Source organism: Streptosporangium sp. NPDC006930, from assembly GCF_040635605.1.
Classification (GTDB): Bacteria; Actinomycetota; Actinomycetes; order Streptosporangiales; family Streptosporangiaceae; genus Streptosporangium.
On the sequence record NZ_JBEYID010000002.1, the window covers coordinates 521285 to 541819 of the forward strand.

The 20535-nt window shown below is 63.5% G+C and carries 22 protein-coding genes and 1 pseudogene; 4 read left to right on the forward strand and 19 right to left on the reverse strand.

What is annotated here, in order from left to right; all coding sequences use genetic code 11:
- The first annotated feature begins 143 nt into the window (after positions 1-143).
- Positions 144-326 (forward strand): hypothetical protein, encoded by a 183-nt coding sequence (locus tag ABZ664_RS05660; RefSeq protein ID WP_362503439.1) that lies wholly within the window; start codon positions 144-146, stop codon positions 324-326.
- Between the two features lie 309 nt (positions 327-635).
- Here the strand turns inward: ABZ664_RS05660 and ABZ664_RS05665 are convergent, their stop codons facing one another.
- The 10 genes from ABZ664_RS05665 to ABZ664_RS05710 form a co-directional block, all read right to left on the reverse strand.
- Positions 636-1295: a hypothetical protein gene (locus tag ABZ664_RS05665; protein ID WP_362503442.1), complete on the reverse strand. Its 660-nt coding sequence runs from the start codon at positions 1293-1295 to the stop codon at positions 636-638.
- Positions 1296-1672: 377 nt separating this feature from the next.
- Complete coding sequence (locus ABZ664_RS05670; protein WP_362503444.1) at positions 1673-2371, reverse strand: DUF6188 family protein; 699 nt, start codon at positions 2369-2371, stop codon at positions 1673-1675.
- Between the two features lie 247 nt (positions 2372-2618).
- Entirely contained in the window at positions 2619-3794 is a 1176-nt protein-coding gene (locus tag ABZ664_RS05675; RefSeq protein WP_362503447.1) for a site-specific integrase, read from the reverse strand.
- Positions 3794-4048 (reverse strand): excisionase family DNA-binding protein, encoded by a 255-nt coding sequence (locus ABZ664_RS05680; RefSeq protein WP_362503450.1) that lies wholly within the window; start codon positions 4046-4048, stop codon positions 3794-3796. Before ABZ664_RS05680 ends, ABZ664_RS05675 begins: the two co-directional genes overlap by 1 nt.
- Entirely contained in the window at positions 4045-5748 is a 1704-nt protein-coding gene (locus ABZ664_RS05685) for a replication initiator (protein WP_362503453.1), read from the reverse strand. Before ABZ664_RS05685 ends, ABZ664_RS05680 begins: the two co-directional genes overlap by 4 nt.
- A gap of 177 nt (positions 5749-5925) precedes the next feature.
- A complete protein-coding gene (locus ABZ664_RS05690; RefSeq protein WP_362503456.1) occupies positions 5926-7365 on the reverse strand; it encodes an FtsK/SpoIIIE domain-containing protein in 1440 nt (479 codons plus the stop codon).
- 81 nt (positions 7366-7446) lie between these two features.
- On the reverse strand, positions 7447-7725 hold the full coding sequence (locus ABZ664_RS05695; RefSeq protein WP_362503458.1) for a hypothetical protein: 279 nt from the start codon (positions 7723-7725) through the stop codon (positions 7447-7449).
- On the reverse strand, positions 7725-8165 hold the full coding sequence (locus ABZ664_RS05700) for a plasmid replication, integration and excision activator (RefSeq protein ID WP_362503461.1): 441 nt from the start codon (positions 8163-8165) through the stop codon (positions 7725-7727). Before ABZ664_RS05700 ends, ABZ664_RS05695 begins: the two co-directional genes overlap by 1 nt.
- A gap of 593 nt (positions 8166-8758) precedes the next feature.
- A complete protein-coding gene (locus ABZ664_RS05705) occupies positions 8759-9490 on the reverse strand; it encodes a GntR family transcriptional regulator (protein ID WP_362503464.1) in 732 nt (243 codons plus the stop codon).
- A gap of 264 nt (positions 9491-9754) precedes the next feature.
- A complete protein-coding gene (locus ABZ664_RS05710; protein ID WP_362503466.1) occupies positions 9755-10045 on the reverse strand; it encodes a hypothetical protein in 291 nt (96 codons plus the stop codon).
- 346 nt (positions 10046-10391) lie between these two features.
- On the opposite strand from ABZ664_RS05710, the gene ABZ664_RS05715 reads away from it, so the two are divergent.
- Positions 10392-11684, forward strand: a complete 1293-nt coding sequence (locus ABZ664_RS05715) for a hypothetical protein (RefSeq protein WP_362503468.1) — start codon at positions 10392-10394, stop codon at positions 11682-11684.
- Positions 11685-11791: 107 nt separating this feature from the next.
- Here ABZ664_RS05715 and ABZ664_RS05720 read toward each other — a convergent pair whose 3' ends face one another.
- Positions 11792-12979, reverse strand: coding sequence for an ATP-binding protein (locus ABZ664_RS05720; RefSeq protein ID WP_362503470.1), 1188 nt, complete (start codon positions 12977-12979; stop codon positions 11792-11794).
- A 375-nt stretch (positions 12980-13354) separates the two neighbouring features.
- On the opposite strand from ABZ664_RS05720, the gene ABZ664_RS05725 reads away from it, so the two are divergent.
- Complete coding sequence (locus ABZ664_RS05725) at positions 13355-13600, forward strand: hypothetical protein (RefSeq protein WP_362503473.1); 246 nt, start codon at positions 13355-13357, stop codon at positions 13598-13600.
- A gap of 504 nt (positions 13601-14104) precedes the next feature.
- On the opposite strand, the gene ABZ664_RS05730 is transcribed toward ABZ664_RS05725, so the two are convergent.
- From ABZ664_RS05730 to ABZ664_RS05765, 8 genes and pseudogenes are all read right to left on the reverse strand, one after another.
- On the reverse strand, positions 14105-14647 hold the full coding sequence (locus tag ABZ664_RS05730; protein WP_362503476.1) for a hypothetical protein: 543 nt from the start codon (positions 14645-14647) through the stop codon (positions 14105-14107).
- Between the two features lie 417 nt (positions 14648-15064).
- Positions 15065-15421, reverse strand: coding sequence for a helix-turn-helix transcriptional regulator (locus ABZ664_RS05735; protein WP_362503479.1), 357 nt, complete (start codon positions 15419-15421; stop codon positions 15065-15067).
- Entirely contained in the window at positions 15418-15789 is a 372-nt protein-coding gene (locus ABZ664_RS05740; RefSeq protein WP_362503482.1) for a type II toxin-antitoxin system RelE/ParE family toxin, read from the reverse strand. Before ABZ664_RS05740 ends, ABZ664_RS05735 begins: the two co-directional genes overlap by 4 nt.
- A gap of 460 nt (positions 15790-16249) precedes the next feature.
- Positions 16250-16675 (reverse strand): PIN domain-containing protein, encoded by a 426-nt coding sequence (locus ABZ664_RS05745; protein ID WP_362503485.1) that lies wholly within the window; start codon positions 16673-16675, stop codon positions 16250-16252.
- On the reverse strand, positions 16672-16917 hold the full coding sequence (locus tag ABZ664_RS05750; protein ID WP_362503488.1) for a hypothetical protein: 246 nt from the start codon (positions 16915-16917) through the stop codon (positions 16672-16674). Before ABZ664_RS05750 ends, ABZ664_RS05745 begins: the two co-directional genes overlap by 4 nt.
- 386 nt (positions 16918-17303) lie before the next feature.
- On the reverse strand, positions 17304-18542 hold the full coding sequence (locus ABZ664_RS05755) for a site-specific integrase (RefSeq protein WP_362503491.1): 1239 nt from the start codon (positions 18540-18542) through the stop codon (positions 17304-17306).
- A 92-nt stretch (positions 18543-18634) separates the two neighbouring features.
- Positions 18635-18841 (reverse strand): helix-turn-helix domain-containing protein, encoded by a 207-nt coding sequence (locus ABZ664_RS05760; RefSeq protein ID WP_362503493.1) that lies wholly within the window; start codon positions 18839-18841, stop codon positions 18635-18637.
- Positions 18842-18852: 11 nt separating this feature from the next.
- Positions 18853-19700: pseudogene (locus tag ABZ664_RS05765) on the reverse strand (replication initiator); the annotation flags it as partial.
- A gap of 112 nt (positions 19701-19812) precedes the next feature.
- Between ABZ664_RS05765 and ABZ664_RS05770 the strand changes: the two are divergent.
- The gene (locus ABZ664_RS05770; protein WP_362503496.1) at positions 19813-20001 is read left to right on the forward strand and encodes a hypothetical protein; all 189 of its coding nucleotides are present in this window, start codon (positions 19813-19815) and stop codon (positions 19999-20001) included.
- The last annotated feature ends 534 nt before the right edge of the window (positions 20002-20535 follow it).

Below are 20535 nucleotides of genomic sequence, written 5' to 3' on the forward strand. Positions count from 1 at the left end.
AGGGCTTCCCAGCAGCAGTAGGGGGCAGAACGTGTCCTACTGGGTCGCATACGGCAGCAGCACACCGGCGTGGACAGTCACCGTTGGCATTGCTGGCCCGCGCACAGTGGGGCGGTGAGAAATAACTCATGAGGGAGGTCAGGGTGACTCAGGTTCAGGTGTTGGTGCTGCTGCTCGCGTGCTCGATCGCGATCAACATCGGCTGTGCTGCGGGGCTCATAACAGTACGTATCGGGTCGGGCTGGGCTCGGGCACTGCTGGTTGGCGGCGGCGCGACTGGTACCGCATTAATTATCTTTTTCGCTGGAGTAGCTGCTTACGCGTAGCCGCTGCTTGATTGTGTTGCGCTGATGGGGCGATGGGTGAGGGCGCAGAGGGTGACTATGATTAGGCCGTTTAATCCGTAGGTTCTGGGTTTGGAGCTCAAACATCCGGTCCAAGGACCGCCGTGCAATATACGTGCAATGATCATAAAGCTCATGGCAACGAGGCACGATGACGTTGCAGGTGAGAGGCCATCTTTCAGCCGGAACGGGCATGGCCTGTAAAGCCGTCGCTCTTTACTGGCGCGAATATGACCGCTCGATTGCGGCCTTACCACTCAATCATCTGTGGTGCTCCGCTCTCCGCGGCTATCAGTTCGAGGAGCAGCTAGGTGACGCTTTACGCCTAATACCCACTGGCACGACGTGCTGGAGGACCCGTCGATCTGACAGCCAACCAGTTACTTCGCGAACGTCGCCATCGGACCGTCGTAACCACTGCCTGTTTTGCGGATCTGCAATGAGGAGGTAATCGTACTCCTTCGACAGAGGGGTCGGAAGCTCTCCAGTTTTTTGCCTCAGGACTAAAACTGGACTCATCCCGGTATCGCCATAAGTGATACTGCATGGCGGCAAGGCCCCGAGCATAATGGCATCGAATTCCCCCAATTGATCGCTAGGCATAACTAGAGCGCCAATCATTGGCTCCGTGTTTGAGTTTTGTATGAACATGATATCTTGGCTAGCTTTGTTCGCCTCAAACCAGAACGTGACACGTGAGGCAAAGGTTTGGCGTTCCCGTTCGAGCCGGTCGGCACGGTCTTGGGTCTGCATGAAAAGGGCCAAACTTGCCACGATGAGGGCGGCGATCGCAGCCGCACCAGCCATGACGGTTCCGATCATGGTCCACCGGGAATGGTTGGTTGGCTGGATCGAGGGGGGCAGTTCGGGCGATGACGGGGGCCGTAAATGACGGCGACGTGCGGCGTAGGTGATCACGACCAGGAAGGCAGTGAGCAGGATGCGGGCCACCCACTGAGCGTACTATCCCGCCTACGGTGACGTTTTCTTTCCCATGAACCGCACATGACGCCGAGGAAAAAGCGATGCTCACGGGGATGCGCAGACGGCATGAAGCGACTGGCCTAGTTGCAGTTCTAGTTGCAATCCAGCCCCGTTCAACCCCGTTCCGCAGGGACCGGCCGCGCCCGTTGGTCCAGGTGAAACTGATCTGAACGGGCAAGATTAGAGCTGCTAATGCGGTTTGGGTTTGGCATCATGCCGTGTCCGTTGGTGTCTGTCAGGAGGGTGAACAAGGGGGACTCATGGATACAGCGCGACCGTCACTGACTTGGAACACCGCAGGTCGGAGAACCACATGCCGAGATCTTCCAAACTGGCTTCTTCGATCATCGAAAAATCGAAAGTCCACCCCCCGGCAGGCAGACGAAGCGCACATCGTCAGGACCACAGGTGCTCCACGCCTCGTAGTGGGAATCGGGTTTCACGTTCAGGTGTGTCCCGGTGTCGAAGACCAGCCGCAGCGCACCGGACTTGAAGGCGACCGATGACACGACTGTCGCGCCGAAGAGCGCCAGGGCCGGCGCCACCTCCTGGCGTTCAGGGGCCAGCTGGACCGGCTCCGCGTCGGGAGCGCTCAGTGAGCCGCTGGTGAGGGTCGCCGTGGTCTCCATGTTCACCGCGGCGTCACCGTCGAGGAGCAATGTCAACTGATAGCTCACCTGGACCTGGACTACCTGCATACCGCGGTAGGGCAGAAGCCAACGGTCCTCTAGCTCGGCCAGATCTGCCGGTGTGGTCACGGTGCCGTCTGAGCGCATGACCGCTTCCCGGATCAGCGGGTCAGCAGCCTCATGATCACCCTTCCTCCGGTGGTTCACTGAGATCACCATCCGAAGCGTCTCGTCGCCATGTGGAAGCACGTAGGAGAGAACCTTGTACTCCTGGCCGTCCTCGCCGGTGACGTTCTCCCAGTCCTTGTCACCGTTCTCTTCCATCACGGCGAGCTCGTCGTAGCGTGCGACACGTCGCCACCGGTCCAGGTACTCCTCCGCGATCCCCGCCGCGACCTTCTCGTTCAGCTTCACCGGATCATCCTGTCGCTCGTGCCATTAGCGTGCCATTAGACAGGGTGACGAGGGGTTAACCACGGTCACTCATGACCGGCCGAACGCCCAGTTCAGCGCCCCTACAAGCTGTGATCCATACACTTCCCAAGCTGACAGCGCGGGTTCGATTCCCGTCACCCGCTCCAAGACTGAAGGCCCAGGTCAGGATGCAAATCCGAACCGGGGCCTTAGTTGTTTCCGGAGCGCTTTCGATCTTCCGTGCCCGTTACGTGCCCGATCCCGGTGGATCCTCTTTCTTGAGAGCCGCTTCGGCGAGCCTTCCCATGCCGTCCGCGATCATCTGATCCCGCCCGTTCTCGGTGTGCAGATAGATCAGCGCGGCCCGCGTGGTCGAGTGCCCCATCCGGTTCATCAACTCCCGCAGCGTCGCACCCGACTGCGAGGCGAACGTGTTGCCCGTATGGCGAAGATCGTGGAAGTGGACGCCGGAAAGGTTCGCCTCCTTCAGGGCCTTGGCCCAGATCCGGCTGAAGGCCGGCCGCCGCAGCATCGCGCCCTTCGCGCCGAGAAAGACGAACACCTCGTCATGCTCCTCGGTGTACGTGTCGAGGTGTGCGCGAAGCTCCGAGACCACCACCTCGGGAAGAGCGACCGTCCGCGTACCGGCCACGGACTTGGGCAGGCCGACGGTCACCGATCCGTCCTTGAGTTCGGTGGTGGAGGCCACCACCCGGACCGTCCGGGCGTCCAGGTCGAGGTTCTTGCGCCGGAGCGCCGCCAGCTCACCCCACCGCAGACTGCCGAACGTCGCCAGGAGCACCAGCGCCCGGAACCGCGGTTCGATCGCACCGGCCAGCGTGAAGACCTGTTCCATGGTGAGCGTCGGACGCTCGGGCGACTCCTCCTTACCGCCGCTCTTGATCTGGCACGGGTTCGACTTGATCATCTTGTCCTCCACCGCCGTGTTCATGATCGCCTTGAGCAGCCGGTACGCCTTGGCGACGGTGACCGGTCCGACTCCCTCGTCCAGGAGCGTCTTGCGCCACTTGCGCACGTGAGCCGCCTTGATCTCACTCACGGCCAGGTTGCCGAAAGTCGGGACCAGGTGCAGGCGGAGCAGGCCCTCATAGAGCTGGACCGTCTTGGGCCGCAGGCCGGGACGTTCGTTCACCCAGTCGGAGCCGTACTCCTTGAAGGCCACCTTGCCGAGGTCCGGATTGCTCCAGTCCCCCGCGAGGATCTCGGCCTCCTTCTTGGTCAGCCAGACCTCAGCGTCGCGCTTGGTCGCGAAGGTCTCCGGAGCCGCCCTGTCGATGTCATCCGGTCCCCGGTAACGAGCCTGGAACCGACCGGAGGGCAGTTGCCGAACGCGCCCGAAACGCCTCTTTGTCGGTTTGCGCCGGGGACCTTCCCCGGGAGCGGCAACAGCGGTCTTGACCATTACGCGGCCCTCCTGCGTCGTGTGGTGGTGATCGGTTCGACCAGCCCGGCAGCGATGAACGCCTCAAGAGCCGCTTCGGGGATGCGGACGTTGCGCCCGACGTGGATGAAGGCGATCCGGCGTTCCTCGATCAGGCGACGGGGGAAGCGGACCGAGGTGTTCAGCCGTTCGGCGACCTCTTCGACGGTGAGCAACCGGCCTTGAGCGAGTTCCGGGAGAGGCGAGGCGGGCTCTTGCCCTGTCTTCCTGGTCATGCCGCCACCTCCAGTCCCGGAGTTGCCGAAAGGCCTGGAACAGAGATGCCGTCCGCTCTGGCCTGAAGTTCGATCAGGCGTGCGCGGGTGCGCTGGCGATTGGCGACCTCACGCAGCAGCCGTTTGGCCAGCGGGGTCCGGTTGGGATCCTTGGGCGAGACCGGCCGCCAGACGTAGCGGTGCGGGTCGGTCACCGTCTCGTCGGGCAGGCCGAGCATGTCGAGCACCCAGGCCCGGCGATCCTGCTTGTGCTCGCGCAGGGTCTTGTTCGACCACTTACGGGAGACCAGGACGCGACGGCCCGCGTAGCCGAGGTGTTCGGCCTTGTGTGCCTTGCCCTTACACCGGCCCGGCATCATGCCCGCCTTGGCCCCCTTGGGTTGCACGCCGTACCGCAGCCAGTTCGGGCAGGTCGGCGAGCAGGGTTCGTAGCGCAGCGCTTCGACCATCCGAGTCGCGTGGTCCCGGCGAGCGTGGTTGTCCGGGTCATCAGGGTCGAGGGGGTCACCGAGGCTCTTGGTCAGATACTTCGACAGGTAGCCGATGCACTGGTCAGCGTCCGGTGATCCGGCGAGCACGCCCTGAACATCGACCTGAGCACCGAAGCGAACCACATGCAGGGGTTCGGCCCCCTCGCCGGTGCCGAGCAGATCGAGCGCCTCGTCCCAGGTGGGCAGGAGTTCCCCGGTGGCCGGGTCGAGGTAGTCGCCGGCCTGCCCGTCCGGGTAGGGCTCAGCCCGTTCGGCCCGCTCGCTCCAGACCGGCAGACGGTCACCGTCGAAGCGGACCTCATCGACGGACGGCCACCACACCTGGTGGTAGGTCGCGGCGGCGATCGCCTTGACCTCCGCACGCGGCATGGTCCCGCGGATCGCCATGTGCAGATGAGGAGCGAGCCGCTTCTGTGGTTCGACAGAGGCGAAGTACTGCACGTCATAGCCCGCCACCCGCCGTAGGTTCTGCACGAACCGATCGACCAGCTTGGAGAAGTGCAGGGCATCGCGAGCCGCCGCCGCGTAGTCATACGTGCTCGGGTTGACCGGAACGCCGTTGCGAACGCGTCCGTACGAGGGAAGGGTCAGCGTGACGAACAGGGACGGTCGGTAGACCTTGCCGTCGGAGGCGATGAAGGTCCGCCCCAGGGTCGTGTTCTGCTTGGCCCGCTTGGGCAGGTCCGGCGCATCCTGGCGCCGCCTCGTGGAACGGGAGCGCTTGGGAGTTGATCGGCCACCCAGGACGTTGCCCCGCATCCCAGCGACGTTGATCTCCGCATCGATCCCGGCGATCGCCTCGTCCCAGTCGGCGACCTCTTCCCCGTTGTGTTCGGCCGCATCCCGCTTGGCCTGCACGTCGGCCCGGAACTCGATCAGCCACCGCTGCTCTTCGGTGGAGGGGTTGGGTTCGGCGACCGGTTCATGGTCGAGGTGCCAGCCTTCCCGGCACTGCGCCCGGCGGAGCTGGCGGTTGCGGTTGGCGCACGGCGGACACTTGGCTTCCTGGGTGGCGCCGCAGGGGATGTTGAACGACTCGGTCAGGCCGGTGTGAGTGTCGAGGCGCCGCAGTTCGATCGGCCGGATGCACACACCGTTGTTCTTGGCGACCTCGATGGCGACGTCCAAGGCGAGGGGCAGGGTGTCACGGACGAGGCGGGGCAAGGTGCGGTCGGAGCCATTCGGCGAGGGGATGGGGGTATCGGTCACATGGCCTCCTCTCGGTTGACCACGTCGACGGAGATCCGGCAGGCATCGCTGTAGGGGTCTTTGAGGAGGTGAGCGGTGTCGAGATCGACAATCACCGTCACCTCGCGTTGAACGTCCGCAGCCGCCGAAAGGGAAGGCCGTCGATCTCGGACGGGGTGCCGTGAACGGTGATTCTCATCAGGCCACCTCACCCGTCAGCGGCAGCGTGTCAGCGGTGAACACGGCGACCATGTCGCGGATATCGGCATCGGAGACGTAGCCGGCACGGGCACGCATCGGCTCAGGTGAGGTCTCCAGACGGGCGTAGGCGATGCCCGCGCCGAGGTCCGGCTGAGGTGAGATCAGGTCGGCCAGCGCGCCCCGATCCCGAGCACCGTCACCGAGGACCATGTCCACCTGTTCGGACTCGTCCAGCCGTAGCGCGACCTTGTCGGGGAACAGGTTGCGGATGCTCAGCACGTCCTTGCGCGGGTCCTGCAACGCCGCCAGCACGCCGACCCCCACCGCACGACCTTGCGTGGTCAAGGTCGCCAGCGCCGCCGAGATGCGGAGCTTGAGCCCCTTGTCGGACTGGTAGGCGGTCAGGAACGCCACCTCGTCGACCACCACCAGGACGAACGGGTCATCGACGGTAGGAACGTGGTTGCGCTGGACTCCGGCGAACCGGCCCGCCCGCTCCTGCATGATCTTCACGGCTGCTTCCAGCAGATCGGCGCACGTGGCCGGGTCGGCGGCGTAGCGGTCGAACAGGTCACGGCCGAAGGACAGCTCCATCAGCTTGGGATCCAACGCCCAGATCTGCACCAGACCCGCACGGGCGGCAGGCAGCAGGCCCCGGATGGTGGACCAGATGATCGAGCCCTTGCCCGCCCCGGTGGCTCCGGCGACCAGGACGTGAGTGCCGTGAACCTTGAGCCGCCACGGGGTGCCGTCCTCCTGCTTGCTGACCTCGACCGGCCCCACCGACGCCACGGCGGGAATCGGGAGCGCGGGTAAGGGGACGGCCAGCGGGTCGCGCCGAGGGAAGGCCAGCAGCAGACGACCCGACCGGGCGACGGTCACCCGGCACGAGGTAGCACCGAATCCATGGGCGAGGTGCTCGATGCGGTCGGACCAGTCCTTGACCGACTGTCCGGCGAGCATCTTCACCGTGACCAGGTCCGCCCACGAGGTGCAGGTGACGCGGACGAGGTGGGGCAGGTAGTCACGGTCCCGCAGGTGACGGCCGAGACCGGAGACGATCATCACCGGTTGCCAGTGCCGCCGGTAGATCCACACCCGTCGCCACCAGGCCAGTAGCCGCCAGCCCACCAGACGCAGGAACGAGGCTCGATCGACCAGCCGCCACGTGGTGAGAGCGACGGGCACCAGGATGAGAAGCGCGATGCCCCATTGCCAGCCGTACAGCCAGCTCAGCACTCCGGGAGCGACGGCGACGGGTGAGGCGATCGGGTAGCGCCACAGCAGCCGCACGGCACCGGCCAGCAGTCGCCAGGTGAAGATGACGATGGTGACGACGGCAGGGGTCTTGAGGACGGCCGGGCGGAACACCACAGCCGTGTCGGGGGTCGTGGAGACGAGGTGTTGCGCCTCGTCACCGGGCAGTTTTTTGAACATAGGCTTGAGCCCTCTCTTGATTCGCTGTCTGGGGAGACGAGGGGCCGCCGGAATGCCAGTTCCAGCGGCCCCGCTTACGTGTCAGGCCGCTTTGCCCTGGTCGGACTCGTTGGCCGGGACGGTGAACTTGCTCTCGACCGAGCGGGCGAACTGGTCGGCCTCGTGGGCGAGCTGGCGGGCGAACTCGACATCGGAGGCCGTCACGAGGTCACCGGCCGAGGTGGTGACCAGGAGCGAGACGGCACCGAAGTCGAGCGCCAGGACCGGGGGGCGCGCCAGGTAGGGGTGGTTGGTGGCGCGGGCACCACGGCCGGTGTTGAGAGTGATGGTGCTGATGCGGTGAGTCCTGCGACGCGTCATCAGGCGACGTCCTTTCCAGTGGTGGAGGTGTGCTTGGCAGGTGCGGGAGCGGAGGCGCCGGGACCGGTGCGCGGGGCACGCATCTCGCGAACCTTGATGGAGTAGGCGAGGCGTCCGGCGCCGTTGACATACGGGGTGGCGGTGACGTGGTCGAACTCGACCGGGGTGAAGGGCAGATCCGGCATGGGGGCCGGCGGAACGGGCTGGACCGGAGAGAGGATCTTGACGGCCACGGTCTTCTGTCCGGGCTTGACGGTCGGGTCGGCGTCCATGACCGCGACCTGCCAGACGAGTTCTCCGGTGGTCTTGTCGCGGGACTGGACGAACCGACCGTTGGTGGAGGCGTCGAAGTCCTTGACCGCCTCGACCTCTCCGACGACGTAGCAGCCGTGCGGGAAGACCTGGGCGAAGGTGACGGGGATGGGTCCTTGCAGAGCCATGATGGCACTCCTCTTGTCAACTGACAGACACTTAACCTATCAAGTGCTTTGAGAGTAAGAGATGCGACTTGGTAGGTCAAGTGCCTAAGGACGTTTGTCGTGGAAGGCAGCCACGAAGCAGCAACAACTCGATGTCACTTGGCCACCGCCCCCATGCTCATCTCATAGATCCGAGCAAGAATTCAGATCATGGAATCAGAGGCGCCGAAGTCGCGAGTCTGGAGCGGTGTCCTCTTGGTCGTCCTGACCTTGGTCTGGTTACTGGGCTCTCCATACCTGTTTGCCAGGGGGATCTTAGCCACTTGGGACCGCCCCTTTGTCGACCACGAACGAGCCGCAGGATTGATGGCAGCTGCCGGAATCATGATGGTAGTGACACCTACGGCAGCGAGTGTTGTCGCGTGGCAGACCAACCGGAAAAACGCCCCCTGGTTGTTCGGTTTCGGGGCGGTTCTCTCCCTGGCGATCGTTTTGGCGTACATCGGGAGCAATTAGGACAGTCCGGCTCTATCGTCCTGCACGCCGACGCCGTCCGCTTACTGCATTGAGCACAGCAGCGGACGGCGGGCAAGAAGCAGCTTTCCAGGAGAAGATCAGGCGATCGGATAGGCATCTTCCAGCTCATGCCGATCAGCCGGGAGAAGCACCTCCGCCACGACGAGGGCGTGACCGGCCGCATCACGCACCGCCGCGTACACGCACAGCAGCGGGACGTTCTTCGGCATACCCAGTCGCTTGGCCTCCTCGGTCGTGGGCATGCGCGCGACGATCTGTTCCACGATGTGGTCGAAACGCACCCCCTTGCGCGACCGGAGATGCTCGCGAAGCCCTTCGGGCAGCGGGTCGGCGCTGGTCAGGTCGGTGCCCTCGGACAGCTCCAGCGGCAGCCACACCGAGACGATCTCGGTCGGTTCACTGGCCCGGCTGACCAGGCGACGCCGCAGGAACGCCTTGCTCTTTGGGGCGATGTCCAGCAATGCCGCGATGCGGTTGGGTACGGCCAGCGCCGCCGCCTCCACCACCTCACCGTCGGAGGCACTTTCGGGACCGGTCAGGTACGCCTGTCCGGGACGAGGCTGTTCCATGGAGGTCATCGCCGGGCGACCGCGCACGAAGCGTCCCTTGCCCTGCTGGGAGTCGATCCAGCCCTGTTCGCGTAGCACGCGCAGCGCGGCGACCACGGTGGGCCGGGAGACGCCGAACTCATTGATGAGCTGATTCTCACTGGGCAGGAGTGAGCCCGGAGGATAGTCCCCCGACTCGATACGCCGTTGAAGTGCCTGCACAAGCTGGGCGTACTTCGGAGGCACGGACTCTAGTGACATTACGACCGTCCATCACCCGACAGGTTGTTTTACCAAGTCAGAGCGTAACCTGGCTTTCCCTCGCCTGTCACGTCACGGGCAGACAAAGGGAACAAGGGCAAAGAAGATCCCGGCAGGCAGAGAGAGGGAAGAAGGACGCTGCGGCTGCGTGGGGGTGGGCCGCGCGTCGCTCTGCTGCCTGCCGGGTGTCGAGGAGCGCGACGGAGTAGTGGTGACGCTCTCCAGCACCCTCCGTACTGGAGGACACCGCCCCGCCGCGCCCGCCTATCGACCGGCGTAGTCGGCCAGAGTCTTGGCCGCGCCCGTCACGTCGTTGATCGGGTGGCGCCTCTCGGCCGACTGCCAGGAGTAGTAAGCGCCGCCGTAGCCGACGAACACCCACACCGGCAGGCCCACCCGCGGACGGTGCACCATCAGCGCACTGTCGTTGTCGCGTAGCTCAGCGCGGACACCGAGCCGGAGCAACTCATCTCGCAGGAGGGTGAGGGCAAGGGCCTCGTCCTGCTGGTGTTCCTGCTGGAGGTGATCCGCAGCGGTCTGCATGATCGGATTCATCTCACGTTCCTTTCGACCCGGCCGGTTGCGAGGCAGTCGAGACATTCCTGTTCTCCCTGCGTCTCTTGGTCACCGCTGCTCTCGCCGACGAGAAGGGCACGGCGCGAGCTGCGCAGCTTGGTTCCACGTCCCCGGCACGCGGGGCAGGGGCGTGTCTCGCTGGTCTCGTCTGGCCGGGTCACCGTCGCCATCTCCTCGGATTGATCCGCACTCCCTGCGGCGGAAGGCGGGCTGACGTACCGTGTTGCTTGATGGCAAGTCCACCGGCAATCCAAGATCGTCAGGACCCCCAAACGGCCCCCCTGAATTCCCCCTCTTGAGCCCCCAGCCGGGAGGAAGGCCTTAGATGCCCGACAACATCCCTAACGTCCAGCTCCGAGCGTGGCGCAATGAGCACCGCCTAACCCGCGCCGAATTGGCCGACCGGATCAATGCGACACCGATCGGTATCAAGGAGTCCCTGGCCTGCGACGAGGAACGCATTCGACGCTGGGAGGCCGGAGAGGTCAGGTGGCCCCATTCTCCGTACCGGATCGCCATCACCCAGTTGACCGGACTTCAACCCGAAGACCTGGGATTCCGGCCGAACAGACGCGGGGCCGGCCAGCTCATCGAGGCCACCAGCATCATTCCCATGGACGCGTTGCGAGCCGAAGCCGACCTGTACGGCACCATGGAACTCGCCCAGCAGCTCCAGGCGTCCGACGTCGGCACCGGCACGCTTGAAGCCCTCGCCGAGGCCGTAGATCTGCTCTGCCGCGCCTACCCCGTCGTCTCAGCCGCCACCTTGCGCGACCGCACACAGAAACGTCTCGCCCAGGTCAACGGCCTACTCGGCGGACGAATCACCCTCGCCCAGCACCGCGAACTCCTCGTCATCACAGGATGGCTGACGGCCTTGCTCGGGTGCGTTCACTACGACCTGGGAGAGCGCGAGGAGGCCGAGACCGCCCGCCGCGCCGCCTACGAGATGGGCCGCCAGGTCGGCCACGGCGAACTCATGGGCTGGGCACACGAGATGTCAGCATGGTTCGCCCTGGTCGAAGGCCGCTACGAAGATGTCGTCACCTCTGCCCGCATGGGCCAGGCCGTCGCCGGCCAATCCAGCGCTCAAGTTCAGCTCACCCTGCAAGAGGCTCGCGGACTGGCCCGAATCGGCGACCGCCGCGAAGCAGACAAGGCCCTTACTCGCGGAGCCGATGCCCTGGCGAAGCTCCCACTTCCTGGTAACCCGGATCACCACTTCGTGTTCGACCACGCCAAGTGGGTCTTCTACGCCGCCACCGCATACACCTGGCTCGAAGACAACGACCGCGCCGAAGAACACGCCCTTGAGACGATCCAGATGCACACCCGCCCGGATGGCACCTCCAACGCTCCCATGCGCGTCGCGGACGCCCATATTGATCTCGGTATCGTCCACGCCCGACGTGGCGACCTGGACGCCGCAGTGGAACAGGGCATGGCCGCCTTCGATATCGATCGCAAGTCCCTTACCGATCTCGTCAACCGGGCCGCAGACCTGGACCGCGTCCTTCGCCAGCGCTACCGGCGTGAAGCACTCAGCGAGGAGTTCCATGAGCGGTTCGTGACCGCGCGCCGCGCTCTGAGCACCCGCCGTTTAGAGCTTCTAGATTAACAATCTAGCTCAATTAAAAATTGAACTTAAGTCATTAACCTGGACACCAACGCGTCTTAGCGGAGAGAAGCATTGATTAACTTTCTTCGCAGCCGAACACGCCCCCACTAGGGAGAATCATTTTTTCTGGATGGCTCGCAATCCATTGAAGGATTAGATGCAAAACTTCTTTCTCCGCGAAGAAGCGCCCTGCCAGCAACAAGCATTGCATGAATCTCTCTCGCCGTGACAGGAATCGAATGCTCCCCTCTGCGACGAACAATGGAAATCATTCCGCGCTGATATTTTCCGTCAAAGAACGCACCTTGCACCAAGAAAGGCTTACGCTCCTCTGGCTGAGGAGGAACGAGGAGGCATAAGACCTCTCCACCATCTACCGAAACACTCTCGATCCTCAAGCGCTCTATTGGCGGATGAACGTGTGCATCCAGAGATTGATGATAGTTCTGCACTCTTTTACGGTCTATCGGCAGAGGAGCCATCTTCCGCAAGACATCACACCCATCCTCCTTTTCTGATCGTATCCCTAATATTAATATACCTCCATATTCGGAGTTGGCAAATCTAGCCACATCCTCAGCAAGCTCGCACTGCCACTGCTTATCCCGCTTCATCTCATATGGGGCCGATTTAACCTCTAGCCACTCGTTTTCAGGAATACCTAAAATCCGCTCGACCTCGCCAGACCGAACCAGCTCGTAGACTGTTCGCGGGTCGGCGAATGAATTACTAAAGAAAAATGTTGCATAGTTCAGCTCTTTCCGAACAGCGCATATCTGGGAAACACTTAAGCTAGATGGACAGACAGCCTGGACAGCCCATGCATACAGTCCAGGATCTCCGGTGAGGAGTACAGCCTCAGACGCCTTAACTCCTTCAGATCCACTGAGTCGGCATCCATACCCTTCCAGAATCGAGCCAATTCTACTTACTAGTGCCCGCAAAGGGATCTCTCTAGCGGATCTCACTGCCATCTCAAAAGGAAATTCATCGCCCCGCAAGAAGTCAACAAAGACCATAGGGCTCTCCTCCCACGGAAGGGGCACCACATCATCGATACAAAGATTTATGGCCCCATTATTCAGGCTCGCCGACTTCTCTGAAATCTCCTTTCCGGAGGCCGAATCGAGATACTCAAATATTGCATCACGGAATGATCCCAGTGAAGCAGTTGATGCATCATTGCTAGATATTTCAAAATCAACCCCTCCCACCGTCCATACAGTTAAGTTGCCAGCATCAGTTTGAATTTCTACACTCCGCCATGGGCGAACTCCATCTGGTCTACCCGTCACACCACCAGTATGGCGGAGCATCCCTGCGATGTCTTCCCCTCTGAGATCATTCGGACTGCCTTAGATCCAAAGACGGATGCATGAATGAGTGGACAGTGCACTGCCGAATTGTTCTTATGGGTTATCAAGGCGGCGGCACGGCGCGCCGCCGCACGGCCCTCCCACCGCCCGCCGTCCGGGCGTGCGGCGTGGGCGCCGGTCCCGAACGGCGGCGAGAATCGGCCCGCCCGCCGCACCGTACGCACGCCGTACCCAACCTGCCCGCCGCACCTGGGCCGCGCCGCCGCCCATAAGGTCGCTTCGGCTTTATATCAGCGTCGGTCGCTCCGCTTCCGTCTGGCGGCCTATCGTCGTCATGGCTTACGATCGCTCACCATGTTTGGCCCCCGGATTTTTCTGATACTGGGTTCGCTCGCGCTTCTCATCGGCGGGTGCCAAGCCGCAGGCAGCGCCGCAAGATACGCCCCTGGACGGCCCATCGTTTTCGCCCTGGTCGGCATCGGCCTGATGCTTGGCGCGCTCGCCATGGCAATCATCGAACAGCAAGAAAAAAAGCAAGAGCCTCCGGCGGGGGCACTCCGGCTCCAGGATGATCGCCAGGAGCAAGAGCCAGGTTCGTAGTGGCTGGGGGCTGGATCTTCCCGTCGCCGTCGTCCCAGGACAAGCCGAGCAGACCAGGGCCAGGGGTCAAGGTCGTTCGTCCGGTGGGGCACTCCACCTTGACCCCTGGCCCTGGCCCGCTCCCCGGAGGGTGGGACGACGGCGACGGGAAGATCCAGCGGGCGAGGTATGTGCGTCTGCACGGGGTTCTCTGGCCGTGCCCGTTGCGTGCCCATCAAGAGGGTCACCAAGGGGGAATCACGGGGACTCACGGGCAAGGCGAAACCACCTCTGACCTGGAATGCAGCAGCTCACAGGGTCGCGTACCGAGATCTTGTAAACTGTAGGTCAGGGGTTCGATTCCCCTTCTACGTGCACCTATGGCATTTCGCCGGCCGGGGCTCTCGGAGTCGGAGACAGCTCATCCTCGGGCTATTAACCAGGGTGACGAGGGGTCAACTACGGGCACTCACGGCTGGCCCGAGGCTGTCCTTGACCAGGGGCTCCAGTGCCCAAAGTCCGTGATCATTGCGATTTCCAAGCTTTGGGGTTCAGTAAGTACTGGAGGAATTGACTCGTAGTTTTCAGCACGGCGGGGTCATGCTGCGGCGCGGGCCATATTTGAAGGTAGTAGCCATCTATGGACCAGCTCTCCATATCCCCTTGGGTGTGATACCGCAAGCGGTATGTTCCGGGACCAGCAGGCAACGGAGGAAGGCTGTGCGCCTTTTCATCGTCCCAATCCGTCTGCCATCCCGCCAGGAGGAGCTCGCCCGACGTGGACTCGAAACTGATCTCCACGATGTCTTCGTAGCCGTCAAAGTGGGCACCCGGATCCCGATCGGCGACAGCCACCGTGAAGGACACCTCCCCGCACTGAGCGGCGATATTCAGGCAGGCGATGCCTTTACCCTCCACTTCGATGAGCCCAATGGAGTTAGTCGGGGAGTCATCTAACCCAACGTCGGCCTCGTAGTCCTCCCGATCCAGGAGATAGACCGAACCGCAGTCCTCCACCTCCACCTCCATCTGCTTGGTGTGCACGACAGGGGTCTCATCTCTGCTCATGGGCGGGAAGCATAGAGTCCGTCAGCGACAATTTCGGCTATCAGGGCAGCGCCACCGGGCTGCCCGCGAGCGATGGATATCGAGCGGCTTCCGTGCCAGATCCGTGCCAGAACAGGCAGGGAACCACGGTCAACCAGGGGGACTCACGGGGACTCGACCCGCCCTGACCTGCACTCCCGTTTTCCCAGTTCAGGGCAGCAAAGTCAGTAGATGATTCCCAAGCTGACAGCGCGGGTTCGATTCCCGTCACCCGCTCCACGTTCGAAGGCCCGGCTCAAAAATGTGATCTAGAGCCGGGCCCTTCCTCGTTCCCCTGGCGCTGGCGACTCCCGAGCAAGCCTCTCACGGCTGAAGACCGCTACCGCGGAAGGAACAGCGGAAGCCTACGGTCTGAGCCTCGAAGTTGCCGCCTGCGACTTATGCGTTCGTGAGCTGTCGGTGATGCACCGTTAGGGGCTCAATTTCAGTGGTGTCGTCGTCGACGACAAGCTCGACGCGGAACCGCACCCCCATTGCCGCACCGAGGCGCAGCAGTGTCGCTATATCCGGAATGCCACCACCGCCCTCGATGCGAGACAGGGCGGGCTGGGACATCCCGGAGCGCTCCGCTACGACCTTCTGAGACAAGCCTCGGCGCTTACGGATTTCACGCAACTGGTCTCCAAGCTCCAGGTCACGGCCCGCCTGCTCGTACTCGGAGTGGGGCTGCGCATCCGCCTCCATCGCGCGCAGACGCTTCGCCTTGTAGGTCTCCCAACGGCTGTGCCCCATCATGCGCTCCTCTCGAACACGTGCGTGGTGGTTAGGTCATGCTCTACCTCACACCGCTTCTTAGCAGCGATCGCTCGGTCGATGTCGGCGGCCTGCGTCCCGTCCTGTGTCTTGCGGAAGACCGTCAGGACCACGATCACCTTGTTGGATGGCTTCCAGAAGGTCAACCGCCAGGTCGTGCGGTCGAGAGCAACACGCAGCTCGTGCACCCCTTCGGCATCCTTCAGCTTCTTCACGTGATCCCCATCAGGGATGCCACCGGTGACGAGGTAGTCGTCTACGTTCCGCATGACCCGCTGATAGAGCAGAAAGGAAAGTCCGTCCAGCCAAGACTCCACCTCCGGCTCCAGGTCGATCTCCCACTGAGACATACCATCAATAGTATATGCACTCGATGGTAACCCGCGGCGGAGATGAGCACCAGGCCTGACCTCGTGTCCACTTCTCGATCTTGGTTGCCATCCCAGATCAGCCGCTATGCCCTCAGCTGAGCCCTTGGCCTAGCTGAGGCGATAGTTGGCCCCGCCGACCGTCTGCTAGGCCTGTACGGGGTTGAGGTCAAGGGGATTCGCCTGCGTAGTGGTTCGCCGTCCTGGTAGGCCATCGCCATGGCACGTGGAGACTTCACCGATCACGCTGGCGCATGACCCCGTGCCCGTTGCGTGCCCGTCAGGAGGGGGATCAAGGGGGAACCACGGGGAATCACGGTCACTTGACCCGCTCCCCCGCAGGTCAGCATCTTCCCAGCTCAGCGACCAGATGCGATAGAGACTTCCCAAGCTGACAGCGCGGGTTCGATTCCCGTCACCCGCTCCATGCTTTGAGATCCACTCAGACGAGCACTTCAGGCAGCAATGCGAACGCCGACACATGTCGAGGCCGAATCAGGGTGAAGTCACGGCGATCGATCGTGGCGATCTGGGTAACACCGAGACGTTCCGCGATGGCGACTACGGACACGTCAGCAGGGTCGAGGCGAGCATCCTTGTAGAGCCGGACGAGCTCGGCCATGCGCCGCACGTCGGCAGGAAGCAGATCGACCAACTCGAACTCTTCAATCACGTGATCAAGGAACTGCGCGTGTACTGCGGAGCCCATATGCCTGTTGATGATCCAACCAGCTTCAATAAGGACCGTCGAAGGCAGCAGCAGTGGTCCCTCCAGCTCCTCCAGGAGGCGCAGGCATGAGGCGTGGTGCTTGTCATCTCGATCAACGATGGCGACCAAAGGTCCGGTGTCCAAGAGCGTGGCGTTCACACTGACCGATTGAACCGCTCCGCCAGCAGATCTTCGACCCGTTCCGACAGATCGCCCTCCCCAGATGCGCCGATACCGGCAATCGACAACCGACGACGGCGACCAGACTCATCTGGCTGATCCTCTGCGGCCTCGGCCAGTTCCGGATCTGTCTTCACCAGGCGCAGTAGACGACGCGCCTGGTTCGGCGAAAGCCGGTCCACCAGGTGGTGAAGCTCCTCATGCGCATGTCCAGCGGTCATGAACACGAGTCTACGCAAGTGGTTCCGCTTGCGGCAGCAGCGCGTACACGCCAACGGCTACGAGCCAACCGGTCACTGTCCTTTAAAGTGTCAAGGGATCTCTCGACATCGAGATTTCGTACCAGATGCGTGCCGGAACAGGCGGGGACTCACGGTCAACCATGGGGACTCACGGGGACTCGATCCACCCCGACCTGCACCCCTGTTTTCCCAGCTCAGGGCAGCAAGGTCAGTAGACGATTCCCAAGCTGACAGCGCGGGTTCGATTCCCGTCACCCGCTCCACGCTCGAAGGCCCAGGTCAGAGGATAGTCCTCGACCCGGGCCTTGATTGTTTCGTAGGTCGTTCCGATCTTCTCGGGCCATCCACGGGCCATTAGCTCGTGATCAGCCCGCAGGGACCATTGCCCCGGCCATACCGTCCCCCTCCTCGTCCTCTCGCTCTCCGAGCCGCCTGTCGATCGCGTCCGTGATCGCCTTGTCGGCCCCGCGTACGGCATGCTGGTAGATCATGGCTGCTCGGACGTTGTCGTGCCCCATCCGGGCCATCAGATCCTTGAGCCCCGCGCCAGACTCCGCGGCGAGCATGTTGCCCGTGTGGCGAAGGTCGTGGAAGTGCAGGCCAGGCAGCCCCATCTCCTTGACCACATCAACCCAACGGGTACGGGTGTTGAAACCGCTACGGCGCAGCGGGCCGCCCTTCGCTCCCGGGAACATCAGCGCGTCGGGTCCGTCCTTGACGTAGATCTTCAGATGATCGCGCAGCGCCGGAACGATCGCCTTAGGGATGCCCACAGTGCGACGGCCGGCCTTGGACTTGGGAGGACCCAGAACGAGCCCGCCCGTCGAACGCTCGATGAAGGCCGCCCGGATGCGAACCGTCCCGGCGTCGAGATCGACATCCGTACGACGAAGTGCGCTCACCTCTCCCCATCGCAGGCTGGCGAAGGTGGCGAGGAGCACCAGGGCGCGGAACCGTCGATCCTGCGTGCAGTCGGCCCGGCCGTCCATGCCCAACTTCCACAGCGCACCATCCGCCGCACCTCGCGTGGCGAAGGTCTCGGGATGCGTACGCATCTCGCCGTTCCGCTGGTATCGCAGACGGTAAGAGCCGGTGCTGAGCTTGCGTACGTTGCCGATCGGGCGACGGCCCACCCGATCCGCGAGATCGAAGACTTGGTCGACCGTGAGCACGGGGCGCTCTCCGGCCTGCTCGTCGCCGGCCCCGCGGATCCGGCACGGGTTGCGCTGGATGATGTGGCCTTCTTCAGCAGCCGTCATGAGAACGGCCCGGAGCAGGCGGTACGCCTTGGCCGCCACACTGATCGAGACCCCGTTGCCGAGAAGATCAGCCCGCCACTGCCGGACCATCGCCGTGGACAGCTTGCCGACCGCGACATTCCCGAGCGAGGGCGTGATGTGCTTCTTGAGCAACCACCTATAAAGATCAACAGTGCGGGGACGAAGCCCGGGACGCTGAGAGATCCACGTCTCGGCGTAGTCCTTCACCTTGACCTTGCCTCGGTCGGGGTCGGTCCACTCTCCTCTGATGATCTGGGCTTCGATCAGCGACAGCGCCCGCTCGGCATCGGACCTCCGCTCGTAGGTCTCGGTACCGCTCCGCATCTGTCCATCAGGCCCGGGATACCGAATCTGATAGCGGCCGGACTCACGCTTGCGGATACTGCCGAAACGACGGCGGCTCTCCTTGCCGGCCATCAGGCCACGCTCCTTGTCACGTCATGGGTCGACATCGGCGGGACGGTTCCGGCCACCACATAGGCGACCAGTGCGGACTCTCGAATGCGGACGTGACGGCCGACCTTCACGAACTCGATACGCCGTTCCGCGACCAGGCGACGGACGAAGCGGACGGATGTGTGCAGCAGGTCCGCCGCTTCAATGACGGTGAGAAGTTGATCCAACTGTCCCTCCCTCATGCCGCCGGACGAGTTGCCGAAAGATCAGAGCTCGGCTGTCCCTCTGCTCTGGCCTGTAGTTGCTGCAGGGTGGCGCGCCAACGTTGGCGTTCCGCCACCGAACGCAGCAGCCGCATGGCGATCGGCGGCACGTTGGCATCGCCATTCGGGACGGGCCGCCAGATGTAGCGGTCGGGGTCGGTGGCCGTCTGGTCGCCGCCGAGGCCGAGGGCTTCCAGAACCCAGGTGCGGCGGTCCTGCTTGTGTTCGGTCAGGGTCTTGTTCGACCACTTCCGCGAGACCAGGACGCGGCGGCCCGCGTACGGGTGTCGCCGATGGACTTGGTGAGGTACTTGGACAGGTACCGGATGCACTGGTCGGCGTCCGAGGTGCCGGCCAGCACACCCTGGACCTCGACTTGGGTACCGAACCGGATCACGTGCAGCGGTTCGGCGTCCTCGTCGGCGTCGAGCTGGTCGAGCGCTTCATCCCAGGCCGGGAGGATCTCCCCGGTCACTGGGTCGAGGTAGTCGCCGGCCCGCTGGTCGACATCCCCGGCCTCCTGGTCGCGTTCGACCCACACCGGCAGGTGCTCACCCTCGAAGACGACCCGGTCTGCCTTGGGCCACCACACCTGGTGATACGTGGCAGCGGCAACAGCCTTGATCTCCGCACGCGGCATCGTGCCCCGAACCGCCATGTGCAGGTGCGGAGCCAGCCGCTTCTGCGGCTCCACACTGGCGAAGTGCTGCACGTCGTACCCCACCACGCGGCGAAGGTTCTGCACGAACCGATCCACCAGCTTGGAGAAGTGCAGCGCGTCCCGGGCGGCCTGCCGGTAGTCGTAGGTCTCCGGGTCGACCGGTGGTCAGCCGGCCTACTCGGCCCGCCTCCGCATCCGCGCGGCGCAGCCCACCGCCACCTCGACGGCCCGCCACGCCGGCATCGTCAAGGACTTCAAGCATGCATGGCAGGCCATGGACATCGACGCCCTCATCGGCCTGCTCGCCCCCGACGCCACCCTCGTCGCCGACGGCGGCGGCGTCGCCGGTGCCGCGCTGCGCCCGATCGACGGCGCCGAGCGGATCGTGCGCGCACTGCTCAATCTCGCCGGCAGTCAAGTAACAGAGCCGCTATCGAACCACGTGCGGGCGTACTTGACGTGAAACGGCACGTCGTCGCGGTGGAGGTCGCATTCCTCGATGTGCTGGCGGTCCCTGCTTGCCGTGGTCGTCCGACGCCGCTCCGCCCGTCTGGGTCGGCCTGGGCGGGGGATGCGGCGGGCAGCAGGCGGCCGGCACCGGCGGTAAGAACCCCACGTGACCTGGTAATTCCCGTCCCTATGGTCGCTTTGATGCTTGCGCAGTGCTGACAAGGACGAGACTTTCATCCAGGGCTCGCATAATTTCCGTCGGTTCACGCAAAAGCTTGGGTGCAATTGAGGCTATCTTTCGCCGGGACTGGCGGTTAGTGTCTGCATTCGAGACCCGGACATTTGTGATATATAGCCCCGTCTCCCCCAGTTAGCACCATCCCCCCACATCTCACAACGAGGTGAACCTTTGTCTGTGCTGCCCTCGTCTCGTCGGAGCGCTCAACCAGGCCTGATCACGCTGGGCCTCGCCGGCGCGCTGACCATCCATTCGGGCTTCGCCTCTCCCGCGAGTGCGGTCGCCCCCGCCCCGAACGGGGCCGTGCCC

Coding starts and splice junctions, on each gene's coding strand:
- ABZ664_RS05750 (WP_362503488.1), bottom strand. CDS start 16,917: ATGACCGCTGGACATGCGCATGAGGAGCTTCACCACCTGGTGGACCGG.
- ABZ664_RS05680 (WP_362503450.1), bottom strand. CDS start 4,048: ATGACCAGGAAGACAGGGCAAGAGCCCGCCTCGCCTCTCCCGGAACTC.
- ABZ664_RS05700 (WP_362503461.1), bottom strand. CDS start 8,165: ATGGCTCTGCAAGGACCCATCCCCGTCACCTTCGCCCAGGTCTTCCCG.
- ABZ664_RS05755 (WP_362503491.1), bottom strand. CDS start 18,542: ATGCGGAGCGGTACCGAGACCTACGAGCGGAGGTCCGATGCCGAGCGG.
- ABZ664_RS05730 (WP_362503476.1), bottom strand. CDS start 14,647: ATGAGCAGAGATGAGACCCCTGTCGTGCACACCAAGCAGATGGAGGTG.
- ABZ664_RS05735 (WP_362503479.1), bottom strand. CDS start 15,421: ATGATGGGGCACAGCCGTTGGGAGACCTACAAGGCGAAGCGTCTGCGC.
- ABZ664_RS05690 (WP_362503456.1), bottom strand. CDS start 7,365: ATGTTCAAAAAACTGCCCGGTGACGAGGCGCAACACCTCGTCTCCACG.
- ABZ664_RS05675 (WP_362503447.1), bottom strand. CDS start 3,794: ATGGTCAAGACCGCTGTTGCCGCTCCCGGGGAAGGTCCCCGGCGCAAA.
- ABZ664_RS05770 (WP_362503496.1), top strand. CDS start 19,813: ATGGACATCGACGCCCTCATCGGCCTGCTCGCCCCCGACGCCACCCTC.
- ABZ664_RS05740 (WP_362503482.1), bottom strand. CDS start 15,789: ATGTCTCAGTGGGAGATCGACCTGGAGCCGGAGGTGGAGTCTTGGCTG.
- ABZ664_RS05715 (WP_362503468.1), top strand. CDS start 10,392: ATGCCCGACAACATCCCTAACGTCCAGCTCCGAGCGTGGCGCAATGAG.
- ABZ664_RS05705 (WP_362503464.1), bottom strand. CDS start 9,490: ATGTCACTAGAGTCCGTGCCTCCGAAGTACGCCCAGCTTGTGCAGGCA.
- ABZ664_RS05695 (WP_362503458.1), bottom strand. CDS start 7,725: ATGACGCGTCGCAGGACTCACCGCATCAGCACCATCACTCTCAACACC.
- ABZ664_RS05725 (WP_362503473.1), top strand. CDS start 13,355: ATGTTTGGCCCCCGGATTTTTCTGATACTGGGTTCGCTCGCGCTTCTC.
- ABZ664_RS05710 (WP_362503466.1), bottom strand. CDS start 10,045: ATGAATCCGATCATGCAGACCGCTGCGGATCACCTCCAGCAGGAACAC.